General features: G+C 72.7%; 23 protein-coding genes, 1 tRNA gene and 1 pseudogene. 15 read left to right on the top strand and 10 right to left on the bottom strand.

What is annotated here, in order from left to right; translation table 11 throughout:
* The first annotated feature begins 10 nt into the window (after positions 1-10).
* Positions 11-613 carry an oligoribonuclease gene (gene orn / locus ACFVYL_RS06820; protein WP_389713374.1) on the top strand — a complete coding sequence of 201 codons (603 nt, stop codon included), beginning with the start codon at positions 11-13 and terminating at the stop codon, positions 611-613.
* 111 nt (positions 614-724) lie between these two features.
* A tRNA-His gene (locus ACFVYL_RS06815) sits at positions 725-797 on the top strand.
* A gap of 86 nt (positions 798-883) precedes the next feature.
* Here ACFVYL_RS06815 and ACFVYL_RS06810 read toward each other — a convergent pair.
* From ACFVYL_RS06810 to ACFVYL_RS06800, 3 genes are all read right to left on the bottom strand, one after another.
* A complete protein-coding gene (locus ACFVYL_RS06810; RefSeq protein ID WP_389713372.1) occupies positions 884-2,134 on the bottom strand; it encodes a hypothetical protein in 1,251 nt (416 codons plus the stop codon).
* Between the two features lie 207 nt (positions 2,135-2,341).
* Positions 2,342-2,920, bottom strand: coding sequence for a hypothetical protein (locus tag ACFVYL_RS06805; RefSeq protein WP_389713370.1), 579 nt, complete (start codon positions 2,918-2,920; stop codon positions 2,342-2,344).
* Between the two features lie 223 nt (positions 2,921-3,143).
* Positions 3,144-3,374 (bottom strand): hypothetical protein, encoded by a 231-nt coding sequence (locus ACFVYL_RS06800; RefSeq protein WP_389713369.1) that lies wholly within the window; start codon positions 3,372-3,374, stop codon positions 3,144-3,146.
* 118 nt (positions 3,375-3,492) lie between these two features.
* Here ACFVYL_RS06800 and ACFVYL_RS06795 point away from each other — a divergent pair, with 118 nt between their 5' ends.
* A complete protein-coding gene (locus tag ACFVYL_RS06795) occupies positions 3,493-3,738 on the top strand; it encodes a chaplin (protein ID WP_389713368.1) in 246 nt (81 codons plus the stop codon).
* Between the two features lie 82 nt (positions 3,739-3,820).
* Here the strand turns inward: ACFVYL_RS06795 and ACFVYL_RS06790 are convergent, their stop codons facing one another.
* Positions 3,821-4,936 carry a LacI family DNA-binding transcriptional regulator gene (locus ACFVYL_RS06790; protein WP_389713366.1) on the bottom strand — a complete coding sequence of 372 codons (1,116 nt, stop codon included), beginning with the start codon at positions 4,934-4,936 and terminating at the stop codon, positions 3,821-3,823.
* 288 nt (positions 4,937-5,224) lie between these two features.
* Here ACFVYL_RS06790 and ACFVYL_RS06785 point away from each other — a divergent pair, with 288 nt between their 5' ends.
* The 4 genes from ACFVYL_RS06785 (at position 5,225) to ACFVYL_RS06770 (ending at position 10,052) form a co-directional block, all read left to right on the top strand.
* Positions 5,225-6,559: an ABC transporter substrate-binding protein gene (locus tag ACFVYL_RS06785; RefSeq protein ID WP_389713364.1), complete on the top strand. Its 1,335-nt coding sequence runs from the start codon at positions 5,225-5,227 to the stop codon at positions 6,557-6,559.
* A 5-nt stretch (positions 6,560-6,564) separates the two neighbouring features.
* Complete coding sequence (locus ACFVYL_RS06780; RefSeq protein ID WP_389713507.1) at positions 6,565-7,584, top strand: carbohydrate ABC transporter permease; 1,020 nt, start codon at positions 6,565-6,567, stop codon at positions 7,582-7,584.
* 9 nt (positions 7,585-7,593) lie between these two features.
* Entirely contained in the window at positions 7,594-8,511 is a 918-nt protein-coding gene (locus ACFVYL_RS06775) for a carbohydrate ABC transporter permease (RefSeq protein ID WP_389713363.1), read from the top strand.
* 65 nt (positions 8,512-8,576) lie between these two features.
* A complete protein-coding gene (locus ACFVYL_RS06770) occupies positions 8,577-10,052 on the top strand; it encodes a GH1 family beta-glucosidase (RefSeq protein WP_389713361.1) in 1,476 nt (491 codons plus the stop codon).
* Positions 10,053-10,103: 51 nt separating this feature from the next.
* Here the strand turns inward: ACFVYL_RS06770 and ACFVYL_RS06765 are convergent.
* Positions 10,104-11,057 (bottom strand): annotated as a pseudogene (locus ACFVYL_RS06765) (chitinase); the annotation flags it as partial.
* 294 nt (positions 11,058-11,351) lie between these two features.
* Between ACFVYL_RS06765 and ACFVYL_RS06760 the strand changes: the two are divergent.
* Complete coding sequence (locus tag ACFVYL_RS06760; RefSeq protein ID WP_389713360.1) at positions 11,352-11,858, top strand: CAP domain-containing protein; 507 nt, start codon at positions 11,352-11,354, stop codon at positions 11,856-11,858.
* A gap of 63 nt (positions 11,859-11,921) precedes the next feature.
* On the opposite strand, the gene ACFVYL_RS06755 is transcribed toward ACFVYL_RS06760, so the two are convergent.
* Positions 11,922-13,310: a sensor histidine kinase gene (locus ACFVYL_RS06755; protein ID WP_389713359.1), complete on the bottom strand. Its 1,389-nt coding sequence runs from the start codon at positions 13,308-13,310 to the stop codon at positions 11,922-11,924.
* The gene (locus tag ACFVYL_RS06750) at positions 13,307-14,011 is read right to left on the bottom strand and encodes a response regulator transcription factor (protein WP_389713358.1); all 705 of its coding nucleotides are present in this window, start codon (positions 14,009-14,011) and stop codon (positions 13,307-13,309) included. Before ACFVYL_RS06750 ends, ACFVYL_RS06755 begins: the two co-directional genes overlap by 4 nt.
* 121 nt (positions 14,012-14,132) lie before the next feature.
* Here ACFVYL_RS06750 and ACFVYL_RS06745 point away from each other — a divergent pair, with 121 nt between their 5' ends.
* The gene (locus tag ACFVYL_RS06745; RefSeq protein ID WP_389713357.1) at positions 14,133-14,675 is read left to right on the top strand and encodes a hypothetical protein; all 543 of its coding nucleotides are present in this window, start codon (positions 14,133-14,135) and stop codon (positions 14,673-14,675) included.
* Positions 14,676-14,696: 21 nt separating this feature from the next.
* Here the strand turns inward: ACFVYL_RS06745 and ACFVYL_RS06740 are convergent, their stop codons facing one another.
* Positions 14,697-15,557, bottom strand: coding sequence for a spermidine synthase (locus ACFVYL_RS06740; RefSeq protein ID WP_389713356.1), 861 nt, complete (start codon positions 15,555-15,557; stop codon positions 14,697-14,699).
* A gap of 57 nt (positions 15,558-15,614) precedes the next feature.
* The gene (locus tag ACFVYL_RS06735) at positions 15,615-16,067 is read right to left on the bottom strand and encodes a hypothetical protein (protein ID WP_389713506.1); all 453 of its coding nucleotides are present in this window, start codon (positions 16,065-16,067) and stop codon (positions 15,615-15,617) included.
* Positions 16,068-16,447: 380 nt separating this feature from the next.
* Between ACFVYL_RS06735 and ACFVYL_RS06730 the strand changes: the two genes are divergently transcribed.
* Positions 16,448-17,944, top strand: a complete 1,497-nt coding sequence (locus ACFVYL_RS06730; protein WP_389713355.1) for a tetratricopeptide repeat protein — start codon at positions 16,448-16,450, stop codon at positions 17,942-17,944.
* Positions 17,945-18,143: 199 nt separating this feature from the next.
* On the opposite strand, the gene ACFVYL_RS06725 is transcribed toward ACFVYL_RS06730, so the two are convergent.
* On the bottom strand, positions 18,144-18,737 hold the full coding sequence (locus ACFVYL_RS06725) for a histidine phosphatase family protein (protein ID WP_389713354.1): 594 nt from the start codon (positions 18,735-18,737) through the stop codon (positions 18,144-18,146).
* Between the two features lie 274 nt (positions 18,738-19,011).
* Between ACFVYL_RS06725 and ACFVYL_RS06720 the strand changes: the two genes are divergently transcribed.
* The 5 genes from ACFVYL_RS06720 to ACFVYL_RS06700 all read left to right on the top strand — a co-directional run bounded on the left by ACFVYL_RS06720 (position 19,012) and on the right by ACFVYL_RS06700 (position 24,851).
* A complete protein-coding gene (locus ACFVYL_RS06720) occupies positions 19,012-19,983 on the top strand; it encodes a phosphatase PAP2 family protein (RefSeq protein ID WP_389713353.1) in 972 nt (323 codons plus the stop codon).
* Positions 19,916-21,073: a hypothetical protein gene (locus ACFVYL_RS06715; RefSeq protein WP_389713352.1), complete on the top strand. Its 1,158-nt coding sequence runs from the start codon at positions 19,916-19,918 to the stop codon at positions 21,071-21,073. The genes ACFVYL_RS06720 and ACFVYL_RS06715 overlap by 68 nt, the downstream gene beginning before the upstream one ends.
* Before the next feature lie 127 nt (positions 21,074-21,200).
* Positions 21,201-22,796: a hypothetical protein gene (locus ACFVYL_RS06710; protein WP_389713351.1), complete on the top strand. Its 1,596-nt coding sequence runs from the start codon at positions 21,201-21,203 to the stop codon at positions 22,794-22,796.
* Positions 22,796-24,157, top strand: a complete 1,362-nt coding sequence (locus ACFVYL_RS06705) for an AAA domain-containing protein (RefSeq protein WP_389713349.1) — start codon at positions 22,796-22,798, stop codon at positions 24,155-24,157. The genes ACFVYL_RS06710 and ACFVYL_RS06705 overlap by 1 nt, the downstream gene beginning before the upstream one ends.
* Before the next feature lie 343 nt (positions 24,158-24,500).
* On the top strand, positions 24,501-24,851 hold the full coding sequence (locus ACFVYL_RS06700; protein WP_389713348.1) for a hypothetical protein: 351 nt from the start codon (positions 24,501-24,503) through the stop codon (positions 24,849-24,851).
* Positions 24,852-25,062 lie beyond the last annotated feature (211 nt).

Below are 25,062 nucleotides of genomic sequence, written 5' to 3'. Positions count from 1 at the left end.
GGTAAGACGCATGAACGATCGCATGGTGTGGATCGACTGCGAGATGACCGGGCTCTCGTTGACGGACGACGCACTTATCGAGGTGGCCGCACTGGTCACCGACTCGGAACTGAACGTGCTCGGCGAAGGTGTGGACATCGTGATCCGCCCGCCGGACGCGGCGCTGGAGACCATGCCCGAGGTGGTGCGCACCATGCACACCACCTCGGGGCTCCTCGACGAACTGGCCGGCGGCACGACGCTGGCCGACGCCGAGGAGCAGGTCCTGGCGTACGTACGTGAGCACGTCAAGGAGCCCCGCAAGGCTCCGCTGTGCGGAAACTCGGTCGGCACCGACCGCGGCTTCCTGCTGCGGGACATGCGGACACTGGAGGAGTACCTCCACTACCGCATCGTCGACGTCTCCTCGATCAAGGAGCTGGCGCGGCGCTGGTATCCCCGGGCGTACTTCAACAGCCCGGACAAGAGCGGCAACCACCGCGCGCTCGCCGACATCCGTGAGTCCATCGCCGAGCTGCGCTACTACCGCGAGGCGATCTTCGTCCCGCAGCCCGGTCCTGACTCGGACACCGCGAGGACGATCGCGGCCAAGCACGTCCTGCCTGCGGAATAGCCCAGGCGAGAGCCCCGTGTACGGGGTCCGGAAAACGTGTGCGCGAGCACCCCTTCGGACCCTGTACACTTTTTCTCGGCCGGTCGGAAGAACGACAAAAGACCGGACATGGTGGGTGTAGCTCAGTTGGTAGAGCACCTGGTTGTGGTCCAGGTGGCCGCGGGTTCAAGTCCCGTCACTCACCCTGATCGAAGAAGGGCCGGTCCGCGAAAGCGGACCGGCCCTTCTTCGTGTGCCCGGGATCTGCTGCCCGGAATCTGCGCGACGTGCCTACGCGGCAGGCCGGCCGTTGCCCCGGCCGTTGCCCGGGGCACGGTTGGCCGCGCCCCTCAGGCCGGCGACCGTGAGCGCCACGACCAGCAGTGCGGCCAGCGTCGCGGCCACCGCCGACAGGGCCGGGAGCGGTGCCGCCACCCCGTCGGGCCGCAGGACGTAGGCGAGCGTCGCGGAGTGGACCCGGTCGTCCACGAGGTGGCCGACGGTCAGCGCCCCCGCCACCAAGGTGCTCGCCACGGCCACCACCGGCGACCTGCTCAGGAACAGGGCCACGCCCGCCGCCGCGCAGATGACCGAGACGGCGACCGCGGCGGAGAGACCGGCGGTGGGCGCGCCCGACCAGCGCAGCGGGACATGGGCCGCCCCGCAGAGCAGGAGCAGGACGCCCGCCACCCTGCGCATCCACACCAGAGGCGTACTGCCCTGGGCGCGCGCGGCCTCGGCGGCGTCGGCGGCCGGGGCGGGCGCGGGGCGAACGGTCCCGGTGGGCGGCGCGACCGGCGCCGCGGGCACGGCCGCGGTCCTGGCCTCGACGCTGTCGGAGGCCTTGTGGTCCCGCAGGCTGCCGATCAGCTGCATCAGATCCTCGACAGACCTGCTCGTGCCGGCGGCGTGCACCGCCTCGGCGCCGGTGTGCGGGTCGTGCGGCGGCCGGGAGAGCAGGTGGACGAGGCGGCTCACCTCCGGGATGGGCCGTTCCTCGGCGGCGTGCCGGATGGCCTCGTCCATGTGCCCGGCGGGACGTTCCGGCGGTCCGAGGAGTTCGACCAGGCGGGTGACGTCGTCGACCGAGCGGGCCACGGCTGCCAGCCGGAGGACGGACGCGGCCGTCGGCATGTCGGCGGGCGACTGCTCCAGGAGGGTGACGAGGTCGACGACGTCGTCCAGGGGCCTTGAGACCACGGCGACGCGTATGAGCTCGTCCACCGCGTCGTCCTCGTCGCCCTGGGCCGCCGGTTCAGGGGGCTGTTCGACGGGGTCGTGCGGCGGGCGCTCCGGGGGTGCGGCGCCGGGGCCGTGGGCCGTGCCGGGGCCGGTTTCCCGGCCGGTGGGTGCGCCGGTTTCCCGGACTGTGTCCTGGCCAGGGGTGACGTCGGGCTCGTGGTCGGCTGTCTGTGGCCACGGGGTGGGCTCGGCATGGGGTGGGGCGCCGAGCTGCGCGGTGCCCCAGTGAAGCGACGTCGAAACCAGAGGTTCGCCGGCCCCGGACGTATCCCCGGCGGCAGAGAAGGACTCAGCGGCCATTTTCACTTCTCCATTTCAGCGGGACGTCCTCGCCCCGCATGTGAGCGTGTATCCCGTTCTATGCACGCTTCTTTCGCCTCGCCACTGGAGAAGCCGTCCGGCGGGACGTGCGCGACCGCTGCGGACGCGGGACCGGAGCGCGGACGCGGGGGAACAGCGCGAGGGCCGACCCGCGCAGGCGGGTCGGCCCTTGTGGGTCCGTACCGGTCAGCCCTGGGCCTTGTGGATCTTCCAGTCGCCGACGTCGGAACTGCGGTTGAAGTACGCGTTGGTGCACAGGTCGTACTTGCCGCCGACGGCCGTCGTCGTGTTGTTGGTCTCCAGGAAGCCTCCGTTGTCGCCGTAGAGGTTCCACAAGTGGACGACGTCGCCCGCCCGGACGTTCTGGTCGGCCGGGCTGGAGGTGCGGGCGAAGATCCGCCAGCGGCCGGTGCCCGTCGCGCGGTCGCGGGCCTCCGAGGTGGACACGTCGTACTTGGCGCCCGCGGTCTTCTGCACGTCGCTCGCGTGGCCGTTGGTGTCGAGGTAACCGCCGTCGCCGCCGTACTGGTTGCGCAGGTACACCACGTCCCCGCTGACCACGGGCTGGCCCGTCGACTTGCCGGACGCGGAGAGGATCTCCCAGGTGCCGGTGCCCTTGCCCCGGGAGGGGGTGTCGGTGGTCGACACCTGGTACTTGCCGCCCGCGGCGCTGCTGTGCCCGTTGGTGTCGAGGTAGCCGCCCTGCCAGCCGTTGTAGCCGTTCTGCAGGTGGATCTGGTCGCCGTACTTGAGCTCGTTCGCCATCGAACTTCTCCTTCGTGGACGACGCTGCGTACCGACGCCCGTCCGGCAGCCCCTCACCGGAGCCGGGCGGGACAGCAGTCATCTTGGCAATTCAGCTCATTACCGCGACCCGATTGACAAACCTGGCGAAAACTCGCGCGATGCGCTTCCAGCCATGAAGCGGACAGCGCCGGTCCGGGCCCGGCTGCATCGCCGAGACCACCGGACCCCCACAAGCGGCAGGTCAGCCACCGCTCTGCCGTCGCTCCCGCCACCGCAGCCCCGCTCGCTGCGCCTTGCCGTTCAGCCGATCCCTGACCCAGGTGAGCATCAGGGCCAACGGCGTGACCACGACCCCGACGAGCAGCGCGGAGCCCCAGTCCATGCCGTCGCGCCGGTAGTGCAGGAGCGGTACACAGATGGCGTACATCACCACGACGGTCAATGCGGTCTTCACCGGCTTCGACAGATTCATGGTTCCCCGAGTACCCCCCGATACGGGCCTTGGTCCGTATGGCCGTCACCGGTCGCGGAAGGGCCGGGGCTGCGATGAGCTGAATTCGCACGCGTCCCCGAACCCTTGGAGGTCCTCCATGCGTCGTGCCCGTGTTCTCACCGCCGCTGTGCTGCTGTCCGGTCTGGCCGTCATGGGAGGTGCCGGGCAGGCACTGGCCGACGACGGGCCGACCGCCCAGACCGGCGACAGCCCCGGCATCCTCTCCGGCGACAACATCCAGGTGCCGGTCACCGTCCCGATCAACGCCTGTGGCGACACCGTGGACATCCTCGCGCTGCTGAACCCGGCCTCCAACAGCACCTGCACCAACGACCACAACTGAGACCGGTCGCAGCGCGAAGCCCCCGACTCGACCGCGAGTCGGGGGCTCACCTACGGGGCACAGCGGCCGCCGCCGTCGCGGCTCAGGACGACGCCCGCTCCACCAGCTCCGTGGGCAGCACGATCTGCGGACGGCGCCCGTGACGGCCGCCCGCCCGAGTTCCACCGCCGCCCGCCCGAGCTGCGCCGCCGCCCGCCGGAGCGCTGCCGCCGTCCTCCGCGACCGATGCGATCTCCGCGAGCAGGAGCTCCGTCATCGCGCGGCCCATCTCCGTGATCGGCTGCCGCACGCTCGTCAGCGGGGGGTCCATGTGGCGGGCGATCGCCGAGTCGTCGAAGCCGATCAGCGCCACGTCCTGCGGTATGCGACGGCCCGCCGTGCGCAGCACCTGACGCGCGCCCGCCGCCATCACGTCCGAGCCCGCGAAGACCGCGTCCAGGGCCGGGGCACGTGCCAGGAGTTCGGCCATCGCACGGCGACCGCCCTCCTCCGTGAAGTCGCCCTGCACGATCAACGCCTCGTCGGCCGGTCGCCCCGCGCGCTCCAGGGCGTCCCGGTAACCGTCCAGGCGGCGCTGGGCGCCGTACACGTCGAGGCGTCCCGTGATCGTCGCTATGGTGCGGCGGCCGCGGGCCACGAGGTGGTCGACGGCCGCCCGCGCCCCCGCGAAGTTGTCCGAGTCCACCGAGGCCAGCGTCTCGTCCGCCGATCTGCGGCCGCTGATCACCGCGGGGATCTCCAGCTGCTCCAGGAGGTCGGGCAGCGGGTCGTCGGCGTGCGCGGAGACGAGCAGGACGCCGTCCACCCGGTGCGCGGCCAGGTACTGGGCGAGCCGCCTGCGCTCCCGGTCGCCGCCCGCGAAGGTGAGCAGGAGCTGCATGTCGGTGTCGGCGAGGGCCTGGCCCACGCCGTGGATGATGTCCGAGAAGTACGGCTCGGCGAAGAAGCGCGACTCCGGCTCGGGCACGACGACGGCGATCGAGTCCGTGCGATTGGCGGCGAGCGCGCGCGCCGCCGTGTTCGGAACATAGCCGAGTTCGGCCACCGCCTCCTCGACGGCCGCCCGGGTGCGTTCACTCACCCGCGGCGAGCCGTTGATCACCCGGGACACGGTGCCCCGGCCGACTCCCGCGCGGGCCGCGACCTCCTCGAGCGTGGGCCGCCCCCCGCCCCGGCCCCTGGGCTGACCAGTCCCCATCTGTGCCTCCCAACGACGCGAATGTAACAGCCGGTCCGCGGCCGGCCGCCGGTCCTGGCCCGCCCCGGGCACCGCCCGCCGACTGCCTTCAACTCTTGGCGTCCGTCGCCTTGACACCCCCGCGGAGAGCCGCGACTCTTCAAGACATCACACATGGGAGCGCTCCCACCGTACCTGGCTCTTACACGACCCGCACGTTCCCCGCCCACCTCCGACAGGGCCAACTCGCCGTCGCGGCTTCCCGGTTGGCCGAGGGCGGTCGGCACGTCAGGGCATGAGGAGGACGTCATGCGCCACAGGACCCGTACGTACCGCAAGGTGACCGTTCTAGCGGCCGTCACCGCCCTCGCGGCCGGCCTGCTGGTCGGCTGCGCCGACGACGGCGACGAGCCGGGAGGCTCCTCGGGCGGCGGTGGAGGAGGCGGCAAGGGCAGGACGACGCTCACGATCGGCGTCTTCGGAGCCTTCGGCCTCCAGGAGGCCGGTCTGTACAAGGAGTACGAGAAGCTCCACCCGGACATCAAGATCAAGCAGAACTCCGTGCAGCGCAACGAGAACTACTGGCCCGCGCTGCTCACCCACCTCAGCAGCGGCAGCGGCCTCTCCGACATCCAGGCCGTCGAGGTCGGCAACATCGCCGAACTGACCACCACGCACTCCGGCAAGCTGATGGACCTCGGCAAGGCCGGCGGCGTGGACAAGAACGATTTCCTGGACTGGAAGTGGCAGCAGGGCACCAGCAAGGACGGCAAGACGATCGGGCTCGGCACCGACATCGGCCCGACCGGCATCTGCTACCGCAAGGACCTCTTCAAGAAGGCCGGACTGCCGGCCGACCGCGAGGAGGTCGGCAAGCTCTGGGCCGGTGACTGGGACAAGTACCTCGCGGCGGGCAAGCGTTACCAGGCCAAGGCCCCCGAGGGCACCTCCTTCGTGGACGGCGCGACGGGCGTGATGGCGGCCGTGCACGCCTCGGGCAAGGAGAAGTTCTACGACAAGGACGGGGAGCTCATCTACAAGGACAGCCCCGCGGTGAAGGAGGGCTGGGACCTCGCGGCCGAGTTCGCCGAGGCCGGGCTGACCGCCAAGCTCCAGCAGTTCCAGCCCAGTTGGGACCAGGCCATCTCCAACGGCTCCTTCGCCACCCTCACCTGCCCGCCCTGGATGCTCGGCTACATCAAGGACAAGGCGGGCGACAAGGGCGAGGACAAGTGGGACGTCGCCCCCTCCCCCCGGCCCGGCAACTGGGGCGGCTCCTTCCTCACCGTCCCCGAGGCGGGCAAGAACAAGGAGGAGGCCGCCAAGCTCGCCGCCTGGCTGACCGAGCCCAAGCAGCTCGCCACGCTCTTCGACGAGCGGGCCAGCTTCCCGAGCGCCGACGCCGCGTACGACCTGCCCGAGGTGAAGGACGCCAAGAACCCCTACTTCGGCAACGCGCCCGTAGGAAAGATCTTCTCCAAGGCCGCCGAGGGCGTGCCGCTCCAGCCCATCGGCCCCAAGGACGGAATCATCTCCCAGTACCTGGCCGACACCGGGATGCTCGGCGTCGACCAGAAGGGAACCGCTCCCGACAAGGCCTGGGACAAGGCCGTGCGGACGATCGACAACGCTTTGGACCAGTGACCGGGATGACGAGCGACGCCACCACCGCCGTGCCCTCCCCGGGAGAGGAGGGCGCGGCCCCCCGCGCCGGGGCGCCCACCCGGTCGGCGGACCCCGCCGAGGAGCGCCGCCGGGCACGGCGCAGCCGCCGCTACCGCTGGGACGTCAAGTGGAGTCCCTACGCCCTCATCGCCCCCTTCTTCCTCTTCTTCCTCGCCTTCGGGCTCTTCCCGCTGCTCTATACGGGATGGGCCTCGCTGCACCGCGTGGAGCTCGGCGCGCCCACCGACATGGAGTGGGTGGGGCTGCGCAACTTCACCCGGCTCTGGGACGACGAGTTCTTCTGGAACGCGCTGCGCAACACCTTCACCATCGGTCTCCTCTCGACCGTGCCCCAGCTCCTGATGGCGCTGGGCCTGGCCCACCTCCTCAACTACCGGCTGCGCGGCTCGATGTTCTTCCGGGTCGCGATCCTCACGCCGTACGCCACGTCGGTGGCCGCGGCGACGCTGGTCTTCGTGCTGATGTTCAGCCGCACCGACCACGGAATGATCAACTGGGGGCTCGGCCTGGCCGGCATCGACGCGGTCGACTGGCAGAACGGCGACTGGACCGCGCAGTTCGCCGTCTCCTCCATCGTGATCTGGCGGTGGACGGGCTACAACGCGCTCATCTATCTGGCCGCGATGCAGGCCATCTCGCACGACCTGTACGAGTCCGCGGCGCTGGACGGCGCGAGCCGGTGGCAGCAGTTCCGGCACGTCACGATCCCCTCGCTGCGGCCGACGATCCTGTTCACCTGTGTCGTCTCGACGATCGGGGCGACCCAGCTCTTCGGTGAGCCGCTGCTGTTCAGCCAGGGCGCGAGCCCCACCGGCGGCTCCGACCACCAGTTCCAGACGCTCGGCCTCTACCTCTACGAGCAGGGCTGGTTCAACCAGCACCTGGGCCGGTCCTCGGCGATCGCCTGGACGATGTTCCTGATTCTCGTGCTGATCGGCCTCGTCAACTGGGCCATCGGCCGCCGGCTCCGCAAGAACGCGTGAGGGGATGACGTGACCACCACTCTGTCCACCGGATCCCGCGAGCCGGCCGCGAAGGGCACCGAGCGCACGCGGGGCGCGGGCCGCACGGGCAAGCGCGGCGCCGGGCGCCAGCTGCACGGCGGCAAGGTGACCTACGCCGTGCTGATCCTGTTCACCGTCGGCTCGCTCTTTCCGCTGGTGTGGACCGCGATCGCGGCCTCGCGCGACAACACCCGGCTCGCCCAGACCCCTCCTCCCTTCTGGTTCGGCGGCAATCTCTTCAAGAACCTGGAGATCGCCTGGACCGACGCCAACATGGGCACGGCCCTCCTCAACACGCTGGTGGTGGCCGGCTCCATCACCGTCGGCACCGTGCTCTTCTCGACGCTCGCGGGCTTCGCCTTCGCCAAGCTCCGCTTCCGCTTCCGTGGCCTCCTGCTGCTGCTCGTGATCGGCACGATGATGGTGCCGCCCCAGCTCAGCGTCGTGCCGCTGTTCATGGTCGTGGCGGACCTCGGCTGGACCGACCAGCTGCAGTCCGTCGTCCTGCCCACCCTGGTCAGCGCCTTCGGGGTGTTCTTCATGCGGCAGTACCTCTCGCAGGCGCTGCCCACCGAACTGATCGAAGCGGCCCGGATGGACGGCGCGAGCAGCTGGCGCGTGATCTGGCACGTGGTCTTCCCGGCCGCGCGTCCCGCGATGGCGGTCCTCGCCATGCTCACCTTCGTCATGGCGTGGAACGACTTCTTCTGGCCGATCATCGCCCTGACCCAGGAGGGCGAGCCGACCGTGCAGGTGGCACTCGCCGGGCTCGGCCGCGGCACCATCCCCGACCAGTCCGTGATCATGGCGGGCGCGCTGCTCGGCACGTTGCCGCTGCTGCTCGCTTTCGTGCTGTTCGGCAAGCAGATCGTGGGCGGGATCATGCAGGGCGCGGTCAAGGGCTGAGCCCGCTCCCCCGCCAGGACGACTCGTCAACTCCCCCTTTCCGCACGACTCATGGGAGCGCTCCTATGTCTCTGACCTCCGCGAACCCGACCCCCGCGAAGGCCGCCTTTCCGCCCGGCTTCCTGTGGGGCGCCGCGACCGCCGCTTACCAGATCGAGGGGGCCGTGCGGGAGGACGGCCGCACGCCCTCCATCTGGGACACGTTCAGCCATACGCCGGGCAAGGTGCTGGGCGGCGACACCGGGGACGTCGCCGTCGACCACTACCACCGGTGGCGCGAGGACGTGCGGCTCATGGCGGACCTGGGCCTGTCCGCCTACCGCTTCTCGGTGTCGTGGTCGCGGGTGCAGCCCACCGGGCGCGGGCCCGCCGTCCAGCGCGGCCTGGACTTCTACCGCTCGCTCGTCGACGAACTGCTCGCGCACGGCATCCAGCCGATGGTGACCCTCTACCACTGGGACCTGCCGCAGGAGCTGGAGGACGCCTTCCCCAGCGGCTCGGCGGCGGGCGGCGGCTGGCCGGAGCGGGACACCGCCTACCGCTTCGCGGAGTACGCGGGGATCGTCGCCGGCGCGCTCGGGGACCGGGTGGAGATGTGGTCGACGCTCAACGAGCCGTGGTGCAGCGCCTTCCTCGGCTACGGCTCGGGGGTGCACGCCCCGGGCCGCACCGACCCCGCCGCCGCCCTGCGCGCGGCTCACCACCTCAACCTCGCGCACGGCCTGGGCGCACAGGCGCTGCGCGACGGGCTGCCGCGCCGCGCCCGGATCGGCGTCAGCCTCAACCCGAGCGCGGTGCGTCCGCTCACCGCGTCGGCCGCCGACCAGGACGCACGGCGCCGCATCGACGCGCTGGCCAACCGCGTCTTCACCGGGCCCATGCTGCACGGCAGGTACGACGACGACCTGCTGGCGGACACCGCGGGCGTCACGGACTGGTCGTTCGTCCGGGACAACGACCTGCGCACCGCCCACCACCCACTCGATTTCCTCGGCATCAACTACTACGCCCCCTCTGTCGTGTCGGCCGCCCCCGCCGACGCCGCCGTCGGGCCGCGCCCCGACGGTCACGGCGCGAGCAGCCACTCCCCCTGGCCGGGCGCCGACGAGCACGTCTCCTTCCACCGGGCGCCCGGTGAACTCACCGCCATGGGCTGGCCGGTGGACCCGACCGGCCTGAAGGACCTCCTCCTTGAGTACACCGCTCAGGCCCCGGGGCTTCCGCTCTACGTGACGGAGAACGGGGCGGCCTACGACGACGAGCCCGACGCGGGCGGCACGGTCCACGACCCCGAGCGCATCCGCTACCTGCACGGCCACCTCGCCGCGGTGCACGAGGCGGTCGCGGAGGGCGCGGACGTGCGTGGCTACTACCTCTGGTCGCTGCTCGACAACTTCGAGTGGGCGTACGGCTACAGCAAGCGCTTCGGTGCGGTGCACGTCGACTACGCCACGCTGGCCCGCACCCCGAAGTCCAGCGCCCACTGGTACGCGAAGGTCGTCGCGTCCGGCGAGCTGCCCCCGGGCACCGACCTGGAGTGAGCGAGGGCGGCGCCGGCGACGACCAGCCGCGCCCATGCGGCGCGCGGGGCCCTACTTGTACGCGGCGAACGCCTTCGTGAACGCCAGTGGCGCCTGCTCGACCGAACTGCACGTCGGCTGCGCGGAGTTGGCGGCGCCGCCCGGGCACGCCTTGTCGCGCGTCGAGGACCACATCGAAAGGCCGCCGAGCCCCTTATCCTCGGCGAACTTCACGAGCTGACCGGCGTCCTCGACCTTGAACACCTCGGCCGCGACGTCGTTGACGCCGATCATCGGCGTGACCGCGACGGCCTTCCACGCGGCCGCGTCGGAGAGCCCGAGCGCGGTCTTGACCTGCTTCTGCGTGGCGGTGGCGGCCCGCACGGCGTACGTGCCCATGTCGCCGCTGTAGGAGGGGCCGTAGTCCATGGCCATGATGTTGACGGTGGCGGTCTTGACGCCGTTCTTCTTCGCGTTGGCGAGCAGCTCGACACCGGGCTGGGTGAGGCCCTCGGGCATCACGGGGAGCGTGAACGAGACGTCCAGGCCGGGGTGTTGCTTCTGGATCCGGGCGATCGCCTGGGCGCGCCGCGTGTTGGCCGCGGTGTCCGGCAGGGCGGCGCCCTCGATGTCGAAGTCGACCTTCGTCAGCTTGTACGCGTCGACGACCTTGCCGTACGCCTTGGCGAGCGAGGCGGCGCTGTCGCACTTCAGGCCCAGCTCGGAGCCCGCCGCGCCGCCGAAAGAGACGCGGACGTCGCCTCCCTTGGCGCGCAGGGCGCCGATCTGCGAGGCCACCTTGTCGTCGCCGAGAGCTCCGGTGCCGCCCCAGAGCGGCTCACAGCTGCCGCCGGAGGTGATGAAGGCGAGGTTGAACTCCTTGACGCCGGTCTTCGTGGCGGTGTCCACGAGGTCGTGGGCGGGGGTGAGGGAGGTGTCCACGAAAGGGGCGAACTTGGCCGCGGCCTTGGCGGCGGGGGCCTTCTTCGCCGGGGCCGGTGCCTTGGTCGCGAGGGCCGTCCCGGAGAAGAGGAAGGCCCCGCCGCCGACGAGCGACGCGGCGACGAGCCCCCCTATGACCTTGGAACGGGTGCTCACCGTGCGCCGGTGCGTGCTGCTCATCGCGTGCCTGCCTTCGCTGTACGGGGGTGGGGGTGCGGCAGCACGCTAGCCGCGCGAGAACGGACAAACCGGGCATGCGGGACCCGGGCCGAGGATCTTAGGGTGCGCTTAAGGAAGGGATCGGGACCGATTAAAGATCCCGTCAGGCAAAGGCGCATCACACAAAAGCGCATCACAGGAAAGGAGAGAAAGGGAAAAATGACCCGAGCGCGCAGAGAAACGCTTGGCAGAGGGGTCGTCCTCCTCGCCGCCCTGCTGGCCTGCCCGTCGACCGCCTGGGCCGCACCGCTTCCGTCCACCCCGCCCGCACACCGACACCGGGCAGGCCCGGCCGCCGACGTGGTCGAGGAGATCAACCGGCACCGTGCCAGGGCCGGATGCTCACCCGTCCATCTCCTGGACTCCCTCAGCCGGGCCGCCCGCGAGCACAGCGCCGAGATGGCCCGGCGCGAGCGGCTCACCCATACGGGCGCGGACGGCAGCCGGCCGATCGACCGGGTGCGGGACGCCGGATACCGCCCCCGGATGGCCGGCGAGGTCATCGCGTCCGGGGCCCGCACGCCGAACGCCGCCGTCGACCTGTGGGTGGACAGCCCCTCCCACCGCACCGTCGTCCTCAACTGCGCCTACACGCACGCGGGCGTCGGCGTCGTGGACGGCTCCGGCGGGCCGTGGTGGACCCTGGACCTGGCCGCGGGCGACTGACGCCGCGTGGTTTCCATGATGGTGCGTGGTTTCCATGGTGGCGGGCGGCGGGGCCCGTGGCCGTCAGCTCGGGGCGGCCGTGCGCTTGCGGCGGCGTACCGCGGCTCCGCGGTGTCCCCGCCGGGCCTCGCCCGGGCGGCGCGCGCCCAGCTGGATCCAGATGCGGACCTCCGTACCGCCGAGGACCGAGCTGCCGACGCGCACGTCGCCGCCCGTCGACTCGGCGAGGCGGCGCACGATGTCGAGGCCGAGGCCCGTGGAGCCGTCCTCGCCGGAGCCCGCGCCCCGGGCCAGCGCGGCCTCGGGATCGGCGATGCCGGGCCCCGCGTCGGAGACCAGGACGATCACCGCGTCCTCGCCGCTGTGGAGGTCCACCGAGAAGGCGGTGCCTTCGCCCGTGTGCCGGAAGACGTTGCCGAGCAACGCGTCGAGCGCGGCGATGAGTTCGGGGCGGGCCACGGGTATCCGGACCGGGCGGTCGACGCCCGCCACCCGGACCTCGCGCCCCTCGTCCTCGGCGAGCGCCGACCAGAAGGCCATCCGCTCCCTGATCACCTCGGCCGCGTCGCAGCCCGTGCCGGGTCCTACCGTCGCCGTCTGCGGTTTGGCCTCGCGCGCGGTGCGGATGATCGTGTCGACCTCGCGCTCCAGCGTCTCGACCGCGGTGCGGGTCTGTTCGGCCGCGGGCCCTTCGCCGAGCGAGGCCGCGTTGAGCCGCAGGACGGTCAGCGGCGTACGCAGCCGGTGGGAGAGGTCGGCCGCCAGCTCCCGTTCGTTGGCGAGGAGTTGGACCACCTGGTCGGCCATCGAGTTGAACGCCACCGCGGCCAGCCGCAGTTCGGTCGGGCCCTCCTCCGGCACCCGCGCCCCCAGCTTGCCCTCGCCGAGGTCGTGCGCGGCGCCCACCAGGCGCCTGGCGGGCTGGACCATGCGGACGCCGAGCCGGTCCGCGACCGCCACCGAGCCGATGACGAGCGCGATGCCGACGCCCGCGAGCACCACCCACGCCGTGGTCACGCCGTTGCTGACCTCGGCCTCGGGCACGTAGATCTCCACGACGGCCGTGCCCGAACTGAGCGCGGTCGGCTGGAGGACCACGAAGCCGCCGGGGACCTCGGTCGTCCTGGCCCGGCCTTCCTTGCGGGTCGCCTCGACGGCCCGCGCCTCGGCCCTCGGGTCGCCGACCTCGAAGGCGGGGGCACCGTCGACGGCCGGTACGTACACGGCCATCCGTCCCTCGCCGCCCGCCTCGGAGGAGGCGACGGCCCGGTTGAGCTCCCCGCGGTCGGTGGTGATGGAGAGCGTGGGGCCCATGCCCGCGCCGTGCCGTTCCGCGTTGGAGATGGCCCGGTCCCTGGCCATCTCCTTGACCACGAGGCCGAGCGGCACCGCGAAGGCGACCACGACCATCGTCGTGACGGCCAGACACACCTTGACGAGGGCCCACCTCACAGCGGTGGCTCCGGCAGCGGCGGCTCCAGCTTGACGCCGACGCCCCGCAGGGTGTGGAGGTAGCGCGGGCTGGCGGCCGTTTCGCCCAACTTCCGCCGCAGCCACGACAGATGTACGTCGATGGTCTGGTCGTCGCCGTAACTCTGCTGCCAGACCTCGGCGAGCAGCTCCTTGCGCGGGACGACGACACCGGGCCGACCGGCGAGGAAGGCGAGCAGGTCGAACTCGCGGCGGGTCAGGTCGAGCCGTCCGCCGTCCAGTTCGGCCTGGCGCCGCAGCGGGTCGATGGAGAGCCCGCCGACCTGGAGGATGCCGCTCGGCGGCCCCTCGCCCGCGGGGACGCGCGCGCGGCGCAGCACGGCGGCCATGCGCGCCGAGAGGTGTTCCACGGAGAACGGCTTGGTGAGGTAGTCGTCCGCGCCGTCGTTCAGGAGGCGCACGATCTCCGTCTCGTCGTCCCGCGCGGTCGCGATGATCACCGGGACGTCCGTGATGCCGCGCAGCATCTTCAGCGCCTCCGACCCGTCGAGGTCGGGCAGGCCGAGATCCAGGATCACCACGTCAAAACGGAAATGGGCGACCTCCCGCAGCGCCTCCAGGGCGGTGCCGACGCTGCGCACGGTGTGCGATGCCTCGGTCAGATGCCGGATGAGGGCGGAGCGTACGAACTGGTCATCCTCGACGACGAGCACACTTGCCATGGGCGGCACCGTACGCCATACGGAGGAACGCGGTCCTCCCTGGATCATCCGTCCCCCTGCGGACGCCAGAGCGAATACCGTACGGGACACGGCGTCGCCGCGTGGTGCAGTATGGCCCGCGATGCACAGAGGTCTCGTACACACGATCGCGTGGTCGTTCGCCACCGGCGCGGCGGTCACGCTGTCCTGGTGGGGCGTCCACACGGTGATGGCGGGCACCGCCTACGACCCGCCGCGTGCCCTGCCGCTGGCGGGCGACGACGGCGGCGCGGACCGCGCGGATCCGCTGGCCTCCTCGACGCACCGCCCGGCGTCGTCACCCACGGAGAAGCCCTCGAAGTCCCCGAAGCCGCACAAGTCTTCGAAGTTGCCGGAATCGCCCGGACCCTCCCGGAAACACACCGGCAAGCCGCCCTCGCCCCCGCCCACGAGTTCCAGCACCGGCACGGTGAAGAGCTACAACACCGATGGCGGGCGGGTCGTCTTCGACCTCGCCAAGGACTCCGCGACGCTCGTCTCGGCGACTCCGGCGGCGGGCTGGTCGGTGCAGACGTGGAAGCAGGACAAGTGGATCCGGGTGGAGTTCACCGGGGGCGCGGCCCACGTCTCGGTCTTCTGCACCTGGCACGACACGGCGCCGCGGGTGGATGTCGACACGTACTGATACGTACGGACCGGGCCGCCGTCAGCGGAAGACCGACGGGGGCGGCGCGGGCGAGGCGACCGCGCCGGCGTCCGTGACCGCCGCGGCCCCACCGCTGAAGTCCGTGAGCCCACGGCCGTGTTCGACCCTGGCCGGGTGCGGGTCGCCCGCGCAGCGGCGGGTCAGCTCGGCGACGGGCAGCGCCCGGTCGCAGCCGACCAGCACGGCGTTGCCGAAGCGCTTGCCGCGCAGCACCGCCGGGTCGGCGACGAGGGCAAGTTCGGGGAAGAGTGCGGCGGCGGTGGCTATCTGGCCGCGCAGGTGCGCGAGCGGCGGGCCGTCGGCGAGGTTGGCGGCGTAGTAGCCGCCGGGCTTCAGGACCCTGCGTACGTCGGTGAGGAATTCCGTGCTGGTGAGGTGCGCGGGGGTGCGTGCCCCGCTGAAGACGTCCGCGACGACGAGGTCCGCCCAGCCGTCGGCGATCCTGGCGAGGCCCTCGCGGGCGTCGGCGCCGCGCACCCGTATGCGGGCCTGGGCGTCGAGCGGCAGTTCGCGGCGGACCAGCCGGACGAGCGCGGCGTCGCGCTCGACGACCTGCTGGGTGGAGCGGGGGCGGGTCACGGCTATGTAGCGGGCGAGGGTGAAGGCGCCGCCGCCGAGGTGCAGGGCGTGGACCGGCTTGCCGGGCGGGGCGACGAGGTCGGCGATGTGGCCGAGCCTGCGCTGGTACTCGAAGGCGAGGTGCGCGGGGTCGTCGAGGTCGACGTGCGACTGCGGGGCGCCGTCCACGAGCAGGGTCCACGCGCGCGGTCTGTCCCGGTCGGGTATGAGCTCGGCGAGTCCACCGTCGACGTTCTCGACGACGGCCTCCCGCGCTTCCCGCGACCGCTTGTTCCTTGCCATCCGGCCATTATCGGCTGACGCGGGCCCGGCGGCCCGGCGGCCGGTGGCGCAGGGTGCTCAGCGGCAGTTGTCGGCGGCCTCGATGGTGCGGGCGGCCTGGCCGAGCGCGGCCCGCAGGACGGCCGGGTCGGTGACCGGGTCCGTCTCGCCGTCCGGCGGGAGCAGCCAGCCGGTGCCCGCGACCGGCGGCTCGGGGACGACGGGGCCGCTGGGGCCCGGTGCCTGCTCCGCGTACACGCTCATGCCGCGTCCGAAGGTCTGGGTGCAGGCGCTGCCCGGCAGGTCCCAGCCGTCGGCGGTGCCGGGCGGCACCAGGAAGCCGAGGGTGTCGCAGCTCCCGTCGTGCAGGACGGGGCCGACGGTGTCGCCCGCGCCGCGGCGCAGGATGTCGACCGCTTCGAGACCCTGTCTTGCCGGGACCGTGACGAGGTCGCAGCACTCGTCGTCGCAGGGGGCGGGTCCTGGCGGGGCGCTGCTGTCCTGGGTTGGCCGGTGCCGTGCGGTCGTCAGGGATGCCGGGGACGCGTCGTGCGCCGGTGCCGGGGGTGCGCCGCTCTTCGTACGGGAGTCGCTGTTCGCCGTGCCGATCTCCAACAAGGGGACCCCTCCTCGCCAGTGCGGGCTCCGCCTGGCTCCCGCTCCTCGTGGTTCAACGCGCGGCGGCGTCAACAGGCACTGCGGCACGCCGCCGCAAAGGATGGCAGTTCATGGCGGATCAGGGGTGAGATATCCGGTTTGTAGGCGAACTGGGCGTGGTGACCCCGTCACAGCGGGTACGTTCGTGCCCTGCCGGACAGGGGCAGCGCCGCCGGTAACCAGCGTGCGGGCGCGGCGCCCCGGTGCGCGAGCGTGGGCACCGTCCGGCACGATCCGCACGAGAGGGTCCGGCCATGGCGTCCTCACCGATGGCATCGTCAACTCAGTCCCCACGACCCAACCTCGCCTTCCGCAGACTCCGCGGACAGCGCTCGCCGGGCGAGTTCGCCGCGGCGGTGCGGCGGGCCGCACGCGAGATCGGCGAGCGGGTCAGCTGCGACGCCCGCTACGTCGGGCGGGTGGAGGCGGGCGAGATCCGCTGCCCCAACTACGCCTACGAACGTGTGTTCCTGCACATGTTCCCGGGCCGGACGCTGACGGACCTGGGATTCGCCCCCCGCGCCCTGGTGCGCGGAAGGGGGGTGCGCACCGACTCCGACGCGCCTGCGGTCCACCGCACGAGCGAGACCGGCCCCACGAGCCGGCCACCGACCACGATCCACCCGCCACCGACCACGATCCACTCGTACGAGTCCCATCCGTCCGGGTCCGACCCTCACGCCTGCGATCCGTACGCGGTCCAGACCCACGAGGAGAGCGACGTGCAGCGTCGCGCATTCATGACCGGCTCCACAGCCACCGTGGCCGCGGCCCTCGGACCCATCGGGCTCACCCTGGGCGGCCCGGCAGAGGCGGCCGCCCTGCGCGGGCGCAGGGTCGGCGACGCCGAGGCCGGGGCGGTCGAGGCGGCCGTCCGCAAGATCAGGCTGCTCGACGACCGGCACGGCGCCGCCGGCCTCTACCGGCGGGCGGCCGCGCCCCTGCGCACCGCCTACACCCTGCTCGACGCGGGGACCACCACCCGGCAGCCCACCTCCGACCGGCTGTACGCGGGCGCCGGTGAGCTGGCCATCTCGGTGGGCTGGCTGGCCCACGACTCGGGCCGCTTCGACGACGCCCGCTCGCACTACGCCGAGGCCCTCGCGACCGCCCGGGTCTCCTCGAACGCCGCCCTGGAGGCGCACGCCTTCTGCAACACGGCCTTCCTCGCGCGGGACGCGGGACGCCCCCGGGAGTCGGTGCGGGCGGCGCAGGCGGCCACGCACGCCGCCCGGCGGCTCGGCTCCCACCGGCTGCTCTCGCTCATCGCGCTGCGGGAGGCCGGGGGCTGGGCCGGGCTCGGCGACCGCTCCAACTGCGAGCAGGCGCTCGCGCGCGCCCACGCGCTCTTCGACCGCGGGACCGCCGAGGCCGACCCGGAGTGGATGACCTTCTTCGGCGCGGCCGAACTCGCGGGTCTGGAGGCGCAGTGCTGGTCGGCCCTCGGCGAGTGGGCGCGGGCCGCCGGACACGCGCGCCGCGCCGCGGACGTCGCCTCGGCGCAGACCCCGCAGTTCACCCGGAACATCGCCCTCTACACCGCCGAGCTCGCCGACGACCTGGCCCGCGCGGGCCACCCCGACGAGGCCGCGGCGGCGGGGCTCCGGGTCCTCGCGCTCCTCGGCGAGGTGCAGTCCACCCGCATCCAGTCGATGCTGGCCACGACGGCGCGGGTGCTCCTGCCGCACCGCAGCAGCGCCGAGGTGAGCGAGTTCCTCGAGGGGCACGCCTGTCTGCCGCGCGCCGTCTAGGCCCTGTCGTCAAACTCGCGTCGTTCGCCCGGAGGGCGGCCTCGCGGCGTCTGGTGCGTGCGGTCGCAAGGCGGAGGGTCATCCCGGTACTGGGCGTACCGGGATGAGCCCGACAACGCGGCGAGCGTGCGTGCCAGACGCCGCGAGGCAGACGGGAGTTTGACGACAGGACCTAGAGCTCTTCCGACAGGGCGACGTCCTAGGACAGGTGTCCCGTCTCGTTCCACGACTCGACGGCGGGCTCTCCGTAGGCCCAGCCCAGGGTCGAGAGGGACGTCGGGCTGAGGCGGACGCGGGCGGCGAACTCGATGCCGAGCCCCAGCCAGCGGGCGCCGATGACGCGCAGGATGTGGCCGTGCGCGAAGACCAGCACGTCGCGGTCGGCGCTCCTGGCCCACTCGACCACCTCGTCCGCGCGCGCGGCGACCTGCTCCAGCGTCTCTCCCCCGGGAACGCCGTCGCGCCAGATGAACCAGCCGGGGCGGACCGCCTGGATGTCGGCGGGCGTCATCCCGTCGTACGCGCCGTAGTCGAACTCCATGAGCGCGTCCCAGGTGGTGGCGCGGTCGCCGAAGCCGGCGATCTCACAGGTCTCCCGCGCGCGGGAGAGCGGGCTGGTGCGCACCTCGACGTCCGGCAGGCCCTCGTAGGGCGCGCGGTGCAGTCGCTCGCCCAGGAGCTTGGCGCCGCGGCGGCCCTCCTCCAGGAGGGGGATGTCGGTCCTGCCGGTGTGCTTCCCGGACAGTGACCATTCCGTCTGTCCGTGCCGGGCCAGCAGGATGCGGGGTGCCATGGGACCTCTCCAAGTCGTACGCGTGCCCGCACGGCCACCTGCGCCGACGGGACTTTTGATGCCTTTTACGGACAGCGAGTGCCTGTCCCCTCCATCATCACCCACCCGGAAACACCCGCCCGCCCGGCCTGGCAACCCACCTGCCGATCTGTGCGTCTTAGTCGGCCGGGGGACGCCTCGGCGGCTTGTGCGCACGCCGTAAAGTGAGGCCGCGGTATACGCCGCATGAACGCGGTGGACGCCGCATGAACAGAGACGATGGGGGACCGACCGGATGCCGAAGACCGACGTGCCGGGCACCACGGGCATATCCGTCCACCGGCTTCGCTGGTGGACCGAGCTGCCGCTGATCGTGCTGGTGTACGCCGCGTACTCGGCCGGCCGGCTGGTCGTCCGGGGTGACGTCGCCAGCGCGGTCGACCACGGCCTGGGCATTCTCCGGGTGGAGCGGTTCCTGCGGATCAACGCGGAGAGCCCGCTGAACCGTCTCTTCACGGCCAACTCCTGGATCGGCGTCCCCGCGGACTTCTGGTACGCCTCGCTGCACTATCTCGTCACGCCGGCCGTCCTGATCTGGCTGTTCCGCAGCCGCGCGGTCCACTACCGCGCCGCACGCGCCTGGCTGATGATCTCCACCATGATCGGCCTGGTCGGCTTCACGCTCCTGCCGACCTGCCCTCCCCGGCTGCTGAGCAAGGGCCACGGCTTCGTCGACTCCATGGCGCAGTACAGCGACTTCGGCTGGTGGGGCGGTGAGGCGAGCGCGCCGCGCGGCCTGGGCGGGATGACGAACCAGTACGCGGCCATGCCCAGCCTGCACGTGGGGTGGGCCCTGTGGTGCGGCGTGATGCTGTGGCGCTACGGACGCTCGCCGCTGACCAGGGCGGCCGCCGTCGCCTACCCGCTCATCACGACGATCGTGGTGATGGGCACCGCCAACCACTACTTCCTCGACGCGGTCGCGGGCTGCGCCGTGATGGGTGTCGGACTGCTGCTCGTACGGCCCGTGCAGCGCCTCGCGGAGCCCGTGACGGACCGGCTGCGGGCACGCTTCCTGCGGTCCTCCCCGGTCTCGTCCGCCACGGAGTCCTCACTTGTCAGTGCCGGGTGCCAGACTTCGACGGGTGAGCGAATTCCCCGACAGCGCAAGCAGAGTGCCGCCGCCGGAGCCGAGCCGAGTGCCCGGTCCGCCGACGCCGGCCGACCGGCCGACGCCGGGGACGGCGCTGCGGCACCGGCTCACTGAGCTGCGCGGCGCGGACCTTCCCCCGCGGCCGCTGGACGCCCGTGCCCTGGCCGCGCTCGCGGCCAACCCCGGGTGCAGACGGCGGGCGCTGCTCGACGGCGCGGGCGTGGACAAGACGGCGCTCGCGCAGTCGCTCGGCTCGCCCTCGGGCTTCGGCCAGTCCCAGTTCGCGTTCGTCCGGGGCAACGCCTTCGAGGCGCGGGTCAAGGCCGACGGCGGCGCCGAACTGCTGCGGCTGACCCACGGGCGCCTGGGCGGCGGCCCCGAGCCGGTGCCCGGCGAGTCCGCCGTGCCCGACCTGTCGGCGGCGGGCCCCGAGGGCCGCGCGGCCCGCACCGCGCTCGCGCTGCGGGAGGCCACCGGGTCCGGGGGCTGGACGCTCCTTGACCATCCCATGCTGGCCCTGGACGTGGCGGGGACGCCCGCCTTCCTGGAGCCGGACGCCGTGGTGGTCCAGCCGGACGGCACCTGGACGGTCGTCGAGATCAAGTCCTTCCCGATGATCGACGGTTCCGCGGACGCGGCGAAGGTGGGCGCGGCCGCGCGTCAGGCCGCGGTGTACGCACTGGCGCTGGAGCGCGTCGCCGCGCGCATGGACCCGGCCCCCCGCGTCCGGGACCACGTCCTCCTGGTCTGCCCCAAGGACTTCTCGAACCTCCCGACGGCGTCCGCGATCGACGTCCGCAAGCAGCTGTCGGTGACCCGCCGCCAGCTGGACCGCCTGGCGCGCGTCGAGGACATCGCGGCGGAGCTCCCTGAGGGCACCACGTTCGACGTGCGGCGCTCCACGGACGAGCTGACCGCGGCGGTCGAGTCGGTCCCCGCGACGTACGCGCCCGAGTGCCTGGCCGCCTGCGAGCTGGCCTTCCACTGCCGGGACCGGGCCCGCGAGCAGGGCGACGTGACGTCCCTGGGGCGCTCGATCCGCGGTGAGCTGGGCGGTCTGACGACCATCGGGGAGGTTCTCGCGGCGGCCGCGGGGACGGCCGGCGATCCGGCGGACCCGGCGGTGGCGGCGCTGCGCAGGGCGGCGGGGTTGCGGCGCGAGGCGGTTGCCGGCGTGGGCGCCTTGGGGGGTGGCTCGTGCTGAGCTGTGCCGCGCTGCGCGGTGCTCCGGCCGGGTGGGGCTTCTGTTGTGATGCGGCGGACTGCCCTGCCGCTTCGCGGCGGGATGTTCCCACCCACCCGCCCTTTTCCCCTTCCCCGGAGGTGTGTCCGTGTCGTTGATCGACAGTCTCGGGCGGCTCGAAGCGGTGCGTACCGGGCGGGCCCAGCCTCGGGCGACCGTGCGGCACCGGCACGTCGCGCAGCGGCCCCTCGTCCTCGTGCCGCTCACCACCGCGGGCGAGACCGGTGCGCCGCTCGGCGCCCTCGTCGGGACCGAGCGCACCTCCCCCCGCCTGCTGACCGTCCCGCAGCCCCGCGACCGCGACCTGCGCTTCGCGTTCCTCGCGGAGCTCGCCGAGATCGTCCTGCCGTACGTCGACAGCTTCGCGCAGGACGTCGAGGCGGCCGAGCGGAACGAGACCGACCCGGAGACCGGCAAGCGCGTCAAGGTCGAGGTCGAACTCTGCGCGGACGCCCCGCAGCTGATCGTCCCGAGCCGCGCGGGCATCGAGTTCGTGCGGCTCCTCGGCCGCTCCATGCGTTTTCGCCGCACCGCCGAGCAGGATCCCGAGGCGCCCTATCCGGCGCCGCCCCGCGTGCCCCTCCTCGGGCGCTGGCTGACGCACTTCGGGGAGCGTGCCCGCGTCCCGGGCTCGTCGCTGCTCGTCGCCATGACCGAGCTGCTCTCCCGGCACTGGGCGACCGGCCAGTCCAGCCTGGAGGACCAGCACCTGGGGGCGCTGCTCGCCTGGATCGAGGCCCCGGAGGGCACTTCGGGGGCCGAGGCCGCGCTCCGCGCCGAGCTGGCCCGGGACGGGGACGGCCAGCTGCTGTGCCCGCCCGCGGGCCCGGCCACCGACCCGGCGTTCGACAACGACCTGCTGGCCCCGGCCATCGAGCGCTACGACCGCGCGCGCACCGCCCTGGCCGCCGCCGAGGACGGCGTCGCGGCCGACGAGCGCCTCGCCGGGCTGACCCGCGCCGAGCGGGAGATCCACGCTCTGATCGACAGCAGGACCCGGCCCACCTGGGACGCCGTGTGGCGCGGCCTCGACGCCCTGTGCACACTCCCCGAGGCTCCGCGCGCCGCCGACCGGTGGACCCGCGACCGCTGGTCGTTCACGGGTCACCGCGACCGCGTGACGGCGGGCGAGCCGCCGCAGCCCCGCGTCGACGACGCGGTCACTGCGGCCAACAAGCTGGCGACGCGCGAGCGCGAACAGGCCCGCCTGGACGCCCAGGAGGCCCTCGACGACCCCCTGGTGATGGCCGGCCGCCGGCTCGCGGGCGAGGCCTTCGCCGGCGAGGTGACGGAGGTCGTCATGGCGTACAACGAGGCCAAGAGCCCGCGACCGCGCCCCCTGGTCACCGTCCGCACGGACGACCGGCCGCATCTCGGCGAGCGCACGAAGGTGTTCCGCTCCCTGGCGGGCAAGCCGCAGACGGCGGAGTTCGTGGCGTACGAGAGCGAGGGCGTCGTCGTGCTGCGCCTCACCGACAAGATGGGCCGCGGCAAGGAGCCCGAGCCGGGGTCCGTGCCCGCGAAGGGCGACCGGATCTGCTGGACCCTCTTCGAGCACGAGCAGCGCGGCGGCCCCCAGCTGCCCGACTCCGAGGCCACTCCGTGGACGCACGGCGGGCCGCCCGCCGACCCCGCGGGCAGCGCCGAGCGCCCCGACCCCGTGACCGCGGAGGACACCCTGTGATGCAGCTGGGCCCGCCCGCGGGCAGCACCTTCGACCCCGGCGCCGAGGCCGCGCGCGCCACGGAGGCGATCCTCCACGACACGCTGCACGGCACGCACCGCGGCGTCGTGGTCGACTCGCCGCCCGGTGCGGGGAAGTCGACGCTCGTGGTCCGCGCGGCCCGTGAACTGGCCGCGGCAGGACGCCCGCTGATGATCATCGCGCAGACGAACGCGCAGGTGGACGACCTGGTCCTGCGCCTCGCCGAGAAGGACCCCGAGCTTCCGGTGGGCCGCCTCCACAGCAGCGACCCCGACCCGTACGACAAGGCGCTCGACGACCTTCCGAACGTCCGCAAGTCCACCAAGGCGGGCGACCTCGCGGGCCTGGACGTCGTCATCTCGACGGCCGCGAAGTGGGCGCACGTCAAGACCGACCAGCTGGACGCGCCGTGGGGCCACGCCATCGTCGACGAGGCGTACCAGATGCGTTCGGACGCGCTGCTCGCCGTGGCCGGGCTCTTCGAGCGGGCGCTCTTCGTGGGCGACCCGGGACAGTTGGACCCGTTCTCCATCGTCGGCGCGGAGCAGTGGGCCGGCCTCTCGTACGACCCCTCGGCGTCCGCCGTGACGACGCTGCTCGCCCACAATCCCGAGCTGCCGCAGCACCGCCTGCCGGTGTCCTGGCGGCTGCCCGCCTCGGCCGCGCCCCTCGTCTCCGACGCGTTCTACCCGTACACGCCGTTCCGCAGCGGCACGGGGCACGGGGACCGTGCGCTGAGTTTCGCGGTGCCGTCGGACGGGTCGGCCCCCGACCGGGTGATCGACGAGGCGGCGTTGTCGGGCTGGGGCCTGCTGGAGCTGCCCGCGCGCAATACGCCGCGCACGGATCCCGAGGCGGTGCGCGCGCTGGCCCAGGTCGTCCGCCGCCTCCTGGACCGGGGCGGGGCCGCCACGTCGGAGCGCGGCCCGGACCCCGCGCCGCTCACGGCCGACCGCATCGCCGTCGGCACCGCTCACCGGGACCAGGCGGCGGCGGTCCGTGCGGCCCTCGCGGAGCTGGGCGTCAGCGATGTCACGGTGGACACGGCGAACCGTCTCCAGGGCCGTGAGTACGACGTGACGGTCGTCCTGCACCCGCTGTCGGGCCGCCCCGACGCGACCGCCTTCCACCTGGAGACGGGCCGCCTCTGCGTCCTGACCTCCCGGCACCGGCACGCGTGCGTCGTGGTCTGCCGCGCCGGTGTGGACGCCCTCCTGGACGACCATCCGTCGACGGAGCCGGTCCAGCTGGGGGTCACGGTGAAGTTTCCGGACGGCTGGGAGGCGAACCATGCGGTGCTTGCGCGGCTGGCGGAGCACCGGGTGTCGTGGGCGCGTTGAGCGCGGGGCGCTCGGGTGCGGTGTGTCTGCGGGTGCGCTGTGGTTGCTCGCGCAGTTCCCCGCGCCCCTGGAGAAGCCGCCTATGCGTCTGCGGGGGTCGCGCCTGGGGCGTCTGCGGTCCGGACGTGGTCGGTCGCGCAGTTCCCCGCGCCCCTGTCAGGGGCGCGGGGAACTGCGCGAGCAACCCACGAGAAGCCGCGGACGCGGACGCGCGGGACCCGGCAGACGCGGCCGCGGACATCCGTTACGCGGGGCGCACAGCCCCCCGCCCCCTTGTGCGGCAAGGGAGAATGAGAGTCGGCCGGGCACCGGACGGACAGCCCGTACAAGAGGAGGACCCACCATGGCGGAGCCCGAGCGGCCCCGGACCGAGCAGCGCATGCGCCCCGCGCCGCTGCTCTTCGAACCCGCGGAAGCCACCGGCGACCCCGAGCACTTCTTCGACCTGGAGTCGATGGAGGACCCGCGCGAGCTCCTCGACCGCGCGACCGAGCTGACCCACGCGTTCCGGGCCGCGACGGACCGGTCGATCGAGTTCCAGGCCATCGCGGCCGCCCAGCTCGCCGACCCGCGCCGGTTCGACCGGCTGACGCTCGCGAGCATCGCGGAGCGCGCGGAGTGGACCGAGGACTACGCGCGGAAGATGGTCGAGTTCGGCCGGGAACTGCTGCGCGGCGGCATCGAGAAGCCGTAGAGCGCCGTAGCGCCGTAGCGCCGTAGCGCCGTAGCGCCGTAGCGCCGTAGCGCCGTAGCGCCGTAGCGCCGTAGCGCCGTAGCGAAAGGATGCCGTAGCCGCGGATGTGGTGAAACGGCGGCCATGAGGGGGTTTTCTGGCATATGCCAGTAGGGCAAGGTACTCCAACCCGCCCCCCGCTGTCCCGGTTTCCCGTAACTCCCGGAACGGG

This window comes from Streptomyces sp. NPDC058308 (assembly GCF_042880275.1).
In the GTDB taxonomy this organism is placed as follows: Bacteria; Actinomycetota; Actinomycetes; order Streptomycetales; family Streptomycetaceae; genus Streptomyces.
The sequence above is the reverse complement of the archived record's forward strand: the minus strand, read 5'-3'. Positions and strand labels throughout refer to the sequence as shown.